This is a genomic window from Rossellomorea sp. GCM10028870, assembly GCF_042666755.1.
In the GTDB taxonomy this organism is placed as follows: domain Bacteria; phylum Bacillota; class Bacilli; order Bacillales; family Bacillaceae_B; genus Rossellomorea.
In genome coordinates, this window is the sequence record NZ_JBHTGN010000001.1 from 845,337 (window position 1) to 858,354 (window position 13,018).

Genomic DNA, 13,018 nt, shown 5'->3' on the forward strand with positions numbered 1-13,018 from the left:
TTGATTAAATCAATGAATGGAGGAATTGAGATGATATACGCACAACCAGATCAAAAAGGGTTATTCGGGCAATTCGGGGGAAGGTTCGTTCCGGAATCATTGATGAAGGCTGTTCAAGAATTGGAAGAGGCTTATGATGAAGCCTCTAAGGATGAAGAATTCCAAGTGAAACTTCAAAACTACTTAAAGGATTATGTAGGAAGAGAAAACCCACTCTACTTTGCTGAAAATCTAAGCAAACAGGTAGGGGGAGCGAAAATCTATTTAAAACGTGAGGATCTCAATCATACGGGTGCTCACAAAATCAATAATACAATCGGTCAGGCCCTGCTTGCAGAACGGATGGGCAAAAGAAAAATCGTGGCGGAAACAGGGGCAGGGCAGCACGGTGTGGCGACGGCAACCGTATGCGCTCTATTAAACCTGGATTGCGTCATTTTTATGGGGGAGCAAGACATTCGCAGACAGAAGCTCAACGTATTCAGAATGGAGTTAATGGGAGCGAAAGTGGTGAGTGTCACCCAGGGAAGTGCCACATTAAAAGATGCAGTCAATGAAGCTCTGCGCTACTGGGTAGCGAATGTAGAGGACACACACTACATTATTGGCTCCGTTTTGGGACCACACCCATTTCCTAAAATGGTACGGGATTTTCAAAGTGTGATCGGGAAAGAAACAAAGCGACAATTCTTCGAAAAAGAAAAATGCCTGCCAAAGGCCATCGTCGCTTGTGTTGGAGGCGGCAGCAATGCCATCGGAATGTTTCACCCGTTCATTGATGATAGAGAAGTTGACTTATACGGTGTGGAAGCGGCTGGAAGCGGGATTGAAACCGACAAACATGCAGCCACATTAACAAAGGGGTCCGTCGGGATTCTTCATGGCAGTATGATGTATCTGCTGCAAAATGATGAAGGGCAGATTCAAGAAGCCCACTCGGTTTCAGCAGGCCTTGATTACCCTGGTGTCGGTCCGGAACATAGCTACTTGAAAGATATTGATAGAGTGGAATATTCGTCGATCTCAGACGTGGAAGCATTAGCGGCATTTAAGCAATTATCCCAGACAGAGGGGATTATACCAGCACTGGAAAGCTCACATGCAGTCGCCTATGCGGTGAAGTTAGCTGAAAATATGTCAACAGAAGAATCGGTTGTCATCTGTTTGTCAGGTAGAGGAGATAAAGATGTGGAACAAGTGAAAGAGTTGCTGGGAGGTAGTCAACATGGGTAAAACATTTCTTGAAAACACGTTTAAAGCTGAACTGGATAAAGGAAATAAACTGTTCATTCCTTACGTGATGGCAGGGGATGGGGGGATAGAGTCCTTGATATCGACTTTGAAAATGCTCGAAGAAAGAGGAGCGACGGCCATTGAAGTCGGGATCCCGTTCTCGGATCCCGTTGCCGACGGACCGACCATCCAAGAGGCGGGGAAGCGGGCCCTGGAAAATGGGACGACACTACAAAAGGTTTTTGAAGTGTTAAAGGAAAGCAGAAAGGAAATTGGTATTCCGTTAGTCTTTATGACATATATTAACCCCATCTACAAATATGGAGTGGAGCGTTTCTTTCGGGATTGTAAGGATGCAGGGGTGGACGGTGTGATCATTCCTGATCTGCCACTTGAACATCATGAATTGGTTAGGGGACCATCTCAAGAAAATGGTATCGCCCTTATTCAATTAGCAACGCTTACGAGTCCGTTAGAGAGAATTCAGAAATTAGCTTCCGTTACTGAAGGTTTCCTTTATGCTGTTACGATTAATGGTATTACAGGAACGAGAGAAGGGTTTGGCAACGATATTTCAGATCACCTAAATAAATTGAAAGAAAACAGTCCGGTCCCAGTACTTGCGGGGTTTGGAATATCCACTCCTGAACATGTGCGTACCATGAGTAAGTACTGTGATGGAGTAGTCGTTGGAAGCAAAATAATCGATTTGATCCAGCATGAATCGTTTGAGGAAATAAAAGAATTAATCAGTGCTTCAAAGGCTAAAGCATTACATTTGTAAAGATTACTGAATTATTCGTAAATAAATGAACGCCTAGATTAACAGATTCTAAATGTGTGTTAAATAAAGGTAAATAGCCTTCTTTTTCCTCGTGAAATCAGTATGATAGAGATGTAGTTGAACAAAGCATCATAACAGGAGGCTATTAAAATGAAAAGTATGAAAAAGTGGTTATTAATGTTAATGACAGCTCTATCAGTAGTAACATTTGCAGCCGGATGCAGCAGTGACACAGAGGAAGACACAGGAACTGAAACGGAAGAAAACATGGAAGAAGAAAGCAACACTGAAGAAAGCAACACGGAAGAGTAAAATGGGTACAGTCAGTCCTAAGTGGGCTGGCTGTTTTATTTTCAGATCAGAAATACGAAGATTAAGGTTGTATTGTACTACTATTTCAATTAATCTGACAATATAAGACATAATTGATAGAGAGGTCAGACGGATGACGATTCCAAATCGATTAAAAATAGGAGATACGATTGGGATTTGTTCCCCATCTTCTCCAGTCGCTGCTCATTGCCCTAAAAGATTGAAAAGGGGGATTGAAGAGCTTAAGAGGTTGGGCTTTAACGTGAAAGTAGCGCCAAACACGTTGAAAATACAAGAGTATATGGCTGGTACCGTTGAGGAAAGAGTGGAGGACCTGCATAATCTCTTCGGGGATAAGAATGTAAAAGCCATCATCACCACAATAGGAGGAACCTGTTCTCATCAACTTCTGGATCATCTTGATTTCTCATTAATCCAAAATAATCCAAAAGTTTTTCTCGGCTTCAGTGACATAACCGCTCTCCACATGGCAATTTATCAAATTACCGGCCTCACAACATATCTTGGACCTGCCGTTCTGCCTCAGTTTGGGGAATATGGAGGAGTACTAACATACACAAAGGAACACTTTTTCCAATCACTCGTTCAAGGAGAAAGAGTAGATTACTCTGCCTCTCCATCCTATGTAATGGAACATTTATGGTGGGACGAAGAAGACAATCGTTTAAGAGAACAAGTTGAAAATAAGGGACCTCGTGTAGTCAAAGAAGGAAGAGCAGAAGGGAAAATCATTGCAGCCAATATGGGAACCATGCTCCTTCTCGCAGGAACAGAATACTTTCCGGATCTCGATGGTGCCATCTTATGTATTGAAGATGATCCAGAGGAAACCCCGTCGTCAATTGATCGATATTTAACTCAACTCAGACACATGGGGGTATATTCTAAAATTCAAGGTCTTGTCATTGGACGCTTTCATGATCACGTTAGCTTCAAAGAAAATCAACTGGCCGGCATTTTATCCCGTGTCACAGAGGGGTATGAAATCCCAGTCGTTACGGACCTGGATTTCGGTCATACTGATCCTATGTTTATCCTTCCAAACGGAATCCGAGCCCGGCTTGAAGTTCACGGAAATCAAATTGACTTTCACCTGGTGGAAAAGCCGGCTACATAAGGAGGAGTTCATATGATTCAAAGAAAGCTGAATACAGTGTTTATTCCCGTGTTTAATCTAAAGGAGTCTGTGGATTGGTACGGAAAAGTGCTAGGTTTTGAAATCGATCCCGTGCAGTATAAGGAGATTGGGGAGCTTCCCGTATATACTTTTCAGATGGGGGAAACATCCCTAACTTTAGAAGTGGAAAAAGGATTCACTCCACCTGTTTCTAATGTTCCCATCTGCAATTTCCATACGACTCAAATTGAAAAAGTAAGAGAAGACTTTCACGAAAAGAAAGTCACATTTGAATCAGGGATCATCACGTTTCCAGACTTTTCATATTTTAACTTTAGGGATATCAACGGGAATTTATTAATGATTTGCACGGGTTAAAGAGGATTGAATATATGTAAACGGTATAGGAAAAAACCTCCTATAGGAATTGATTTTCTTCAGGAGGTTCTTGTTTATGCAAATCTACTTCACACCCTTCACACATACCGTTAAAGCGGGTTTAACATTTTTATAAGAAAGAGTGATATCTTTAAAGCCAGCTTCATGCAAAGCTTCAGAAATACTTTCACCATAGTGTTTCGCCCGGCTATCCCTTTCTTCATCCCCGCGTGGTTGAACGGTGATGAGAAGGGTGCCGCCCTTTTTAAGCATATTATATAAATGTGAAAGGGATTTTTCCTGGTCCTTCCATAGTGGATAGTTATTGACGGAAAAAATCCGATCGTACTCAACATTGTTCAATTCAAATTGACTGATATCATGAAGAAATAACCGAACTCTTCCATTCTCAATGGCTTTTTCATTCTTATTCTGTGCAGCATTCTTCATTGTGTCAGAAATATCAACCCCATCCACAAGCGATTTAGGGAAATGACTTGAAATGCGATGAATACAATATCCGGGCCCATAGCCTACTTCCAAAATATGATCGCCATCTTTAATCGACAATTGCTTAATGGACCAATTATTTATTTTTCTATTATCGAATTCCATTACTTTTCCGGCAAACCAGCCGAGTAATCCATTAGGACGCTTGAATTGCTTTTGTAATGAAAACAACAGGGCATCACCTCTTTTGATGAAATCTGGCCTAATAAAATAGTATCGTCTATTCACCTTTCCACTAATACACACAAATAAAACCTTTAAAGAAATGTTGCAATTTTTTAAAAAAGTGGCATAATATAAACAAATCTAACTTGCGTTGATGAGAAGAGTCCATAGATGAGTCCTTTATCAGAGAGCTTCGGTAGCTGAAAAGAAGCAGGGTAACTCGTTATGGAAAATGGTCTCGGAGCATTCTACTCGAACCGTTTTGGTGTAGGGTAGGACGGGAGTGGGCATCCGTTATCCATGTCACGGTATAAGAGCTTTTTTATGCTCCGTACTTGCTGAGATAGACTTGTGTGAGCAAGCTATAAACTAAGGTGGTACCACGAGTTCAGCCCCTCGTCCTTAGATGTCGATCGATATCTAAGGACGAGGGGTTTTTTATATTGTTCAGGAGGAGGAAAAGGTCATGACTATATTTATTGGTGGCGCTTGGCCATACGCGAATGGGTCGTTACATTTAGGTCACATCGCAGCCCTATTGCCAGGGGACATAATTGCACGGTATTACCGACTAAAAGGAGAGGATGTTCTCTACGTGTCAGGAAGTGACTGTAATGGGACCCCCATTGGTATTAGGGCCAGACAGGAAGGAACAAGTATTGAAGAGGTCGCGAATCGATATCACAACGAATTCCTGGAGTGTTTCCACGCCTTAGGTTTTAGCTATGATGAGTATACAAGAACTGATCACTCACATCATCATGAAGAAGTTCGAAGCATCTTTACCACCCTTTATCAACGGGGCTGGCTTTATGAAAAAGAAGTGGAGCAAACGTATTGTGAGCATGATCATCAATTTCTGCCTGATCGGTTTGTGGAAGGAGTCTGTCCCGTTTGTGGTTCGAGGGCAAGAGGTGATCAGTGTGATCAATGCTCGACGGTTTTAGACCCTACTGATTTAATGGATAAAACCTGCAAGCTCTGTGGTCATGAACCGGTGCTGAAAACGACAAAGCATTTATATTTCTCCCTTTCTAAATTGCAGGAGCCTCTTCAACAATTACTGATGGATAACGGCACAGGGTGGAGAGATAATGCCCTTCAGCTCACAAAACGCTATTTAAAGGAAGGCTTGCATGACCGGCCGGTGACAAGGGATTTAGAGAATGGTGTGCAAGTCCCGATTCAAGGTTTTCAAGATAAGAAAATATATGTTTGGATAGAAGCAGTGAGTGGCTACTTGAGTGCTTCAAAAAAGTGGGCGAGGGAGCATCAGCGTGAGTGGAGGGACTTTTGGCAGGAGGAAACCACGTCCTATTATGTTCATGGAAAAGATAATATCCCTTTTCATAGTATTATCTGGCCGGCCATTCTTATAGGAATTGGCGAAAGGAATCTACCTGACTATATTGTTTCAAATGAATACTTGACGCTTGAGAAAAAGAAAATTTCAACGAGTGGGAATTGGGCTGTTTGGGTGAAGGATCTCCTAAAGGAGTATCATCCAGATTCCATTCGGTATTTTCTCACCATTAATGCACCGGAAAAGAGAGATGCAGATTTCTCCTGGAGAGAATTCATTTATAGTCATAACAGTGAACTGCTGGGAGCTCTGGGGAATCTGGTTCAACGCACGTTAAAATTTTATGGGAAAGAATTTGGTCATAACGTTTCGCTTTCTAGTGTACCTAATGTTGTTAAGGATAAAATAGAAGAAACATTTTATTCTGTTGGCCAATCGATTGAGGACGGTAACACTCGACAGGGAATTGAAATAGCATTCGAATTCATTCGATGGTCGAATAAGCGTTTTGATGAATTGAAACCGTGGAATGTATTAAAAGAGGATAGGGAAAAAGGAAGAAAGATATTAGAGGAATTCCTGTACCTATTATGTAATTTAAGGAATCTCATTCAACCGTTCCTCCCCTTCACTTCTTCAAAATTAACTGGTCAACTGGGGTTGAGCGGGCAATCCGTATGGGCGCCGGTAGGTTTGCCGATAGAAATCGGCATTGAAGCGGCAGCACCATTGTTTAACCGAATTGACCTTGATCAAATTGAGATAGAACGGAAACAATTGAAAGAAAAAGCACAGTGAAGCCAAAAGGAGTATGAGATGAAGATTATAGTTGTGTCCGATACCCACATGCCTAAAAAAAGGAGAGGGCTTCCGGAAATTCTGAAGGAAGATCTCAGGAAAAATGATTTAATCATCCATGCCGGAGACTTTCAAACATTCGATGTTTATAAAGAGTTTATGGAGTACGGAGAACTGATTGCCGTTGTCGGAAATGTCGACAATGCAGATCTTCAGGCTCTTCTTCCCCAAAAAAGAATCATCCAGAAACAAGGACTGAAAATCGGCGTGGTGCACGGAGACGGGAAGGGGAAAACTACGGAGAAAAGAGCTCTTGAAGCGTTCGAATCTGATGAGGTAGACTTGATCGTCTTTGGTCATTCACATATCCCATACTCCCGCTATATGAAAGGGAGACTGTTGTTTAATCCTGGTTCTCCCACGGATAAACGAAAACTTCCTTACTTCTCCCATGGTGTTTTGACCATTGAAGATACGTGGAAAATAGAACATAAATTTTACCGCTAAAAAAGCACAGGGGTCTGAACCTCTGTGCTTTACTCGTTAATATGGCTTATATCTTATAAAGAAAACTGGTAGTAATCCTGACTATAGAAGGTTTGAAAACCACTTGATTCATAAAGCTTAAGTGCATTCCTGTTTGTAGCAGCTACATCCAGGTAAATATCGCTGGTCCACTGGGATTCCATCATCACGACTTGAGACAGGGCATTTCTACCGATGCCTTTTCCCTGATGGGAGGGATGGATAGCAAATCCATAAATAAAGCTTCGATTGTCCACTCGTTGGATTCTAATCTTCCCTACGGTTGCTCCATTATATACAATCATTAAATTGCCTTCCCCTGATTCTTCAAGCAATCTCTTGGTATAGGATTCAGCATCAGACCTTACAACATGAAAGCATTTTTCATCAAGGTCAATGATTGTTTCTAAATCCTTTTCAGAAGCATTCCGTAATTGAAGATCAGTGTTGTTTAGGGACAAGGTTTTATTATTCCACTTCATTTCATATTCTGTAAAATCATAAGAGGCTTTTATTTTTTTAATAAATTCCTTCCCAGATGCCGAAGAACCGGGAGAATTCAGTAAGAGTTTTTGAACAGACCGTGACCTTAGTGATTGGATGGCTTCCTGGAATAGTTCTCTAAATAGTTGTTGTTTGCGGTAATCCGGGTGAATCATCCCACATAATTCATATGTTTCTCCAAAGCCGTACAACCCTAAAAACCCAATCAGTTGCTCCTCTTTGTAAAGAAGAAAATCATCCAGGCTGTTTGTTCGGTTTTTAAGCATATCCCAGTTCAGTTTTAATTTTATCTCTTCGTGCTTTTCGCAGACGATCTGCAGGCTTTTAATGTCTTGAAGCTGTTTTGAAGTAAGCATGTTTCATCCCCAATTATTCATAATGTAAAGAATTCACTTACTAAATTTTATGAAAATTCCTTCATTTAGACAAGAGGGTTTTTAAAAAAGAGCCATGTATTTTAAAATATGGCCCCTTCTTATTCTTTTTCTTGTATTCGCTGAATCACTTCATGCAACTCATCCGGCTTTAAAAATTCAAGAGGTGAGAAGCCTTTTTCAAACATGACGGACTCGCTTTCGATCATCAGTACATATCGACCGTTCACTTTCGCCAGATGAATGCTATCACCAAAGTCGGAAAGAAGAGCTTTAACAGAGACATGATCAAGTTTCACCTTCAGTTCGACTTCTGGTGACTGCTCGACGATTTGGGAGGTGGCTTCTACCACTTGTTCAGTTGTGAACCTTTCCTGAAGCTCACGCTTTGGACTGATTGCCCATTCTTCCACCGCTTCTTCAAATTCAACCCGTTCGTCGCTTTCTTCAGCATACGTTTCGGAAATATGTTCCTTCACCATCCCGTACACTTGGGATTTCACAATTTCCGGCATTGACTTTTCATATTCCACCCATTTTAAGAAATCTTCAAAGTATCTGGCGTGTGATGCTTGATGGATTTTGATTTCGGCAGAGTCCATCATGTCTTCCTCAGGCATATAGGGGTATTGGATGGATTTCATGTTTTTCGTCGTAATCGCCATTTCGACATTGTGAATCAGAGTCGCTTCATCGGTTATGGTGGCAACCTTTGGTTCAAAATCACATTTCATGATGAACACAAAAGGATCGTCGAAGAATTTCGTCAGCTTGGCTGTGGCAACGAGGAAAGCACCACCGCGGATAGCACTTGCTTCTATGTACATTTGAACGATTTGATCACAGGCTTCTCGAAAGTCCTCTTTGTTTTCTGCAAACCGGGTGCGGTGAAATAAATTATAATTTGGATTGGAAGTCAGTTCATGACCCGGTTCCACTACAAAGCGTCCAATTTTGGTTGGAGCAGATTCAGACTTTGAATGTCGATCTACCTTCCGTTTTACAATCTTGGTTAGTTCCCCATCTAAAAAATTTTTTAATGGGCTCTCCTCATATTCGGCTCCGGTTAATGTTTGAAAATGCTTATGACGTTTATCGGCTTCTTCCCCTTTGCCCTCTACCTGTATTAAGTAAAAGGAAAGGTTTTGAATAGTAAAATCCATGTTTTGTTCTCCTGACCTAAATAGATTCGTTTTACATGTAATCATCTATACATTCATTGTTACAGTATAGAAAAGCTGAAAAGGTTCGTCAATTGGCTTATGAAAGTTCTTTCTGGTGAGATACTACTTGTTAAGTATTAAGTATAGGTGGTGTGAAATGTTGGGGGATCAATCATTTTTTTCATTAGTGAAGAAAGGAAACAAGTCATCGTTTTTCGCTATGGTGGGGAACGGAATTCTGGCGATTGCAAAGGGGATAGCCTACTTCATCAGTGGAAGTGGAGCAATGTTTGCCTCGGCGATGCATTCCTTAGCTGATGCAGTGAACCAAGGCTTTGTATTTATAGGAAGTGTTCTTTCAGAAAAACAACCAACGGAGAAATTCCCGACAGGATTTGGAAGAGTCATCAATCTTTTCTGCATGGTTGCGGTTATCGTTGTTTCCATCATGGCCTATGAAACCATAAGAGAAGGGATTCATTTACTAAAACATCCCGCTCTGGTAAAGGGCATTTGGCTGAATGTGTCGGTATTACTATTGAATATCCTTATCGATGGTGCCATTCTCTATAAAGTAATGAGGGAAATCGGACAGGAAGCAAGAGCTGAAAGCACGGGGTTGGGAATTTTCTCAGGAGCGTTCAAAAACGTAAAGCGTGCTTCACCACCGACAAGGCTCGTTTTTTATGAGGATTTGGTCGCTGTTTCAGGGGCTATCTTAGCTCTGATTGCCGTATTGGTGTCCTATTTCTCTGCCTATCAGCTACTGGATGGGATCGTCACCATTGTGATTGGTTTCCTTATGGTTGGAGTCGCCTTCAGAGTCGGTTATGACAACATGGTCGGTCTGATAGGAGTGGCTGCTCCAAAGGAAGTCGAGGACCGAATCGCAAGTGCGATCTTTGAGCACGAAGCAGTAATCGATATCTACAAACTAAGGATCACTCAGGAAGGTCGATACTATCATGTTGAATCGTATCTTGAACTGAAAAGAGGATTACCCCTTTCGGAAGCAGATGATATTAAATTCTCTGTTCAAGAAAAATTGATGAGTGATCCGGATATTGCGGACGTAACGTTGGGGATCATCGAAGACGATGGAATTCAGGGATGGAAAGGAAATAATTCGGAGAAACAATAAGAAACAAAGCATCCTGCCGATAAGTTCAGCAGGATGTTTATTTTTTTGGATTTGAGGCAATGAATTAAGATCGGGACAGATGATCTCCAATTGGAAAAACAGCTTCTAAGAGTTAGTGTTATGGATAGATAGCCAAGTGGGGAAACGTATAGTTTGGTCTTGCTACTTGTTCATACTATAATAAAGAAAATCATAGAATAGATTATCTAAACAAGGGGGGATAGTATGGATGTGAATGAGATACTGCAGCTATTCAAAGAAAGAACACCGAAAGTACTTGGAAGTGAAACATTTTCTGAATATGCTATTCTACTTCCTTTGATTGAGGTTAACGGCCAAACGCATGTTTTATTTGAAGTTCGTTCCTTAAATATGAGAAGACAACCAGGGGAAATTTGTTTTCCCGGGGGGCGGATCGATCGAAGTGATTCAGATGAGAAATCGGCAGCTATTCGTGAGACATCAGAAGAACTGGGGATTCATACGGATACCATTACGGATGTGTATCCACTCGATTATATCGTGTCTCCTTTTGGGACGATCATTTATCCATTTGTAGGTAAGATAAATGTATCCTTGAAAGAATTAAAACCGAATCAAGCTGAGGTGGAAGAAATCTTTACTACACCATTAACCTATCTTCAGGAAAAGGAACCGGACTTGTATAATATCAAGTTCAAGATGGAGCCGGAAGAGAGCTTTCCTTTCAAACGAATCCCGGGTGGTGAAAATTACAACTGGCAAGCAAGAAATATGAAAGAACATTTTTACTACTATGAAGACAAGGTCATATGGGGGCTGACAGCCAGAGTTCTTCATCATTTTGTGAAACTTCTTTCGTGAATAGTCTGATCAATAAGCTGTAATCTAAAACTATCTAAAAGTAGAAGTAGAAAAAAAATCAACCACTACTCGCTTTTTCAAAAGCAACAAAGTTTACGAGAACAGCATCTTTCTAAAAAGAAATTCTACAATTACCCATACGGATTGACATTCGTTTTCAATTAATACTTTTTTCGATAGGGCAACATGTCGGAGAAAGTATTTTTGTTTGTAAATATGTAGCAAATTGAAGTGTTTGTAATGGTTTAAATGGAGGTAAAGACAAGTAAGCAAAAGATGATGAAAAGAAGGAGAGGGGAAATAACTATGATTATTCGTGCTAAGTGCTGGAGAATGTTAAGTGTACAGGAAAAATTGTTTATCCTTAAAGCTGTCTGTAATAAGCATCTCAAAAAGTAATGAATAGGAATTCTTTTTATGCTATTTATTGAAAATTCAAATTCCCTTATGCTCGTGAAGTCATCAAGCCGATATATATAACTGAATTCTATCCCGTTCATCTAAGATTCCTTTGCTCCTCTATTAGTAATGATTGATCTATCAATATCTTAACAATTGTCCGGTTGTATTATTGGAGGTATTCGATTGGTGGTAAGATCAAACAGAAATAATGAAGATACAACAAAGCTATATGAATAATCAGTACACTCTGTGTAGTATAAATAAGAGTGGACTTGGCGACTTTGATCCAGCCACCAAGTGATTTTTCGTTTTATTATTAAAAAATGGATAGCTATGTCCTTTCACTACCGGCCTTCAAGTTTCTTAGAGAATATATATCTAACCTCAATACGTCCCCTGAGACTTCTATTTCAATTATACATTTTACATAAAGTCCCCTATTATTATATTCCATTTCTCTTTCATGAAAAATTAGGACGAAAAGTGCCGGAAACAATTGTTTCTGGCACTTTTCATTTAACATTTGGTAAAATAATTGTGTACATACATATAAGGAGGACACTTTAGTGAAAGGATCAAAAGTAGTAATCATAGCCGGAATACTTATGGCCGTTCTATTGAGTGCATGTAACCGGAATGCTGCTGAAATGGTCGTGAATGGTGGAGTGACAATAGATGAAAAGGCCAATACGATTACATTAACAGGAGTACTAACAGACAAAGCACTTGAACCGAATACTCCATTTCAAACCCGTTTCTTCCTACAGGGAACCACGATAAAAAACGCCCTGGGAACCGATCTGATTTATACAGATGAGGAGTTAAAGAGCCGTAAACAGGGAGAATCACCAAAAGAGTTTGAGGTTAAGAAAACAGTAGACATAAAAAAACCAGAAGAGATCGATAAGCTGATAAGTGAAATAAAGGATAAAGACAGAGAAGCCGTAACGATTGAGGTAGTTAATGATAACGGTCGAATTGATGAACGCGTTCTTCATAAGGTAAAAAAGGAGTAGGACTGTAATGTCCTGCTCCTTTTTATATATTGATTATCTAGTATTGATCGGTCTTTTTAAAGCATACAAATCATCTTCGAAAAGAAGCATCTTATCCATCAATACATCTTTAGAATCCATTACTCCTTGATTATAGAGGTAGGGTCCAATCTCTTTCATAAAGAAATCAAACCAATTTTCAGCACCTAAATCCCCGATTTCATCCCCGGTCTGCTCATAATAAAACGTCTGAATCCGTTCAATCATTGCGTCTTTCTGTTCTTTTGGTATCTTCGTAAACATGATAAGTTTTCCTCCTATTGTTTCTTTCCATCGTAACATAAGCGGAAAGATGACAGGTATAAATCCCAGCCTACTTTTACGCGCGACATCGTGGGATCTCTTCATTACATGGTAGGAGGGCCAATAGTGAAAGACTAGTTTAGCAGA

Annotated in this window: 14 protein-coding genes and 1 other annotated feature; of the genes, 10 read left to right on the top strand and 4 right to left on the bottom strand. The window is 40.4% G+C overall.

The window, feature by feature from the left end; all coding sequences use genetic code 11:
• The first annotated feature begins 30 nt into the window (after nt 1-30).
• The 5 genes from trpB to ACFQWC_RS04435 all read left to right on the top strand — a co-directional run bounded on the left by trpB (nt 31) and on the right by ACFQWC_RS04435 (nt 3,845).
• Complete coding sequence (trpB, locus tag ACFQWC_RS04415; RefSeq protein ID WP_299737593.1) at nt 31-1,233, top strand: tryptophan synthase subunit beta; 1,203 nt, start codon at nt 31-33, stop codon at nt 1,231-1,233.
• Complete coding sequence (trpA, locus tag ACFQWC_RS04420) at nt 1,226-2,017, top strand: tryptophan synthase subunit alpha (RefSeq protein WP_299737590.1); 792 nt, start codon at nt 1,226-1,228, stop codon at nt 2,015-2,017. Before trpB ends, trpA begins: the two co-directional genes overlap by 8 nt.
• A gap of 150 nt (nt 2,018-2,167) precedes the next feature.
• Nucleotides 2,168-2,329 (top strand): hypothetical protein, encoded by a 162-nt coding sequence (locus tag ACFQWC_RS04425; RefSeq protein WP_299737587.1) that lies wholly within the window; start codon nt 2,168-2,170, stop codon nt 2,327-2,329.
• A 133-nt stretch (nt 2,330-2,462) separates the two neighbouring features.
• Complete coding sequence (locus ACFQWC_RS04430) at nt 2,463-3,467, top strand: S66 family peptidase (RefSeq protein ID WP_377106204.1); 1,005 nt, start codon at nt 2,463-2,465, stop codon at nt 3,465-3,467.
• 12 nt (nt 3,468-3,479) lie between these two features.
• Nucleotides 3,480-3,845 carry a VOC family protein gene (locus ACFQWC_RS04435; protein WP_377106206.1) on the top strand — a complete coding sequence of 122 codons (366 nt, stop codon included), beginning with the start codon at nt 3,480-3,482 and terminating at the stop codon, nt 3,843-3,845.
• Between the two features lie 84 nt (nt 3,846-3,929).
• Here the strand turns inward: ACFQWC_RS04435 and ACFQWC_RS04440 are convergent, their stop codons facing one another.
• Nucleotides 3,930-4,526 (bottom strand): class I SAM-dependent methyltransferase, encoded by a 597-nt coding sequence (locus tag ACFQWC_RS04440; protein WP_299737581.1) that lies wholly within the window; start codon nt 4,524-4,526, stop codon nt 3,930-3,932.
• A gap of 136 nt (nt 4,527-4,662) precedes the next feature.
• Nucleotides 4,663-4,927 (top strand) — a binding site (T-box leader).
• A 35-nt stretch (nt 4,928-4,962) separates the two neighbouring features.
• On the opposite strand from ACFQWC_RS04440, the gene metG reads away from it, so the two are divergent.
• Nucleotides 4,963-6,621: a methionine--tRNA ligase gene (gene metG / locus ACFQWC_RS04445; RefSeq protein WP_377107236.1), complete on the top strand. Its 1,659-nt coding sequence runs from the start codon at nt 4,963-4,965 to the stop codon at nt 6,619-6,621.
• Nucleotides 6,622-6,639: 18 nt separating this feature from the next.
• Nucleotides 6,640-7,128, top strand: a complete 489-nt coding sequence (locus ACFQWC_RS04450; RefSeq protein ID WP_341356483.1) for a metallophosphoesterase family protein — start codon at nt 6,640-6,642, stop codon at nt 7,126-7,128.
• 53 nt (nt 7,129-7,181) lie between these two features.
• On the opposite strand, the gene ACFQWC_RS04455 is transcribed toward ACFQWC_RS04450, so the two are convergent.
• Both ACFQWC_RS04455 and ACFQWC_RS04460 read right to left on the bottom strand, forming a co-directional pair.
• Entirely contained in the window at nt 7,182-8,006 is an 825-nt protein-coding gene (locus ACFQWC_RS04455; RefSeq protein WP_377106209.1) for a GNAT family N-acetyltransferase, read from the bottom strand.
• A 119-nt stretch (nt 8,007-8,125) separates the two neighbouring features.
• Nucleotides 8,126-9,187, bottom strand: coding sequence for a DUF3900 domain-containing protein (locus ACFQWC_RS04460; protein ID WP_377106211.1), 1,062 nt, complete (start codon nt 9,185-9,187; stop codon nt 8,126-8,128).
• A gap of 157 nt (nt 9,188-9,344) precedes the next feature.
• Between ACFQWC_RS04460 and ACFQWC_RS04465 the strand changes: the two genes are divergently transcribed.
• The 3 genes from ACFQWC_RS04465 (at nt 9,345) to ACFQWC_RS04475 (ending at nt 12,589) form a co-directional block, all read left to right on the top strand.
• Nucleotides 9,345-10,328, top strand: coding sequence for a cation diffusion facilitator family transporter (locus ACFQWC_RS04465; protein ID WP_299737574.1), 984 nt, complete (start codon nt 9,345-9,347; stop codon nt 10,326-10,328).
• A 225-nt stretch (nt 10,329-10,553) separates the two neighbouring features.
• Nucleotides 10,554-11,171, top strand: coding sequence for an NUDIX hydrolase (locus tag ACFQWC_RS04470; RefSeq protein WP_299737572.1), 618 nt, complete (start codon nt 10,554-10,556; stop codon nt 11,169-11,171).
• Between the two features lie 968 nt (nt 11,172-12,139).
• Nucleotides 12,140-12,589, top strand: coding sequence for a hypothetical protein (locus ACFQWC_RS04475; protein ID WP_299737570.1), 450 nt, complete (start codon nt 12,140-12,142; stop codon nt 12,587-12,589).
• A gap of 33 nt (nt 12,590-12,622) precedes the next feature.
• On the opposite strand, the gene ACFQWC_RS04480 is transcribed toward ACFQWC_RS04475, so the two are convergent.
• Complete coding sequence (locus tag ACFQWC_RS04480) at nt 12,623-12,871, bottom strand: DUF2164 domain-containing protein (RefSeq protein WP_299737568.1); 249 nt, start codon at nt 12,869-12,871, stop codon at nt 12,623-12,625.
• Between the last annotated feature and the right edge of the window lie 147 nt (nt 12,872-13,018).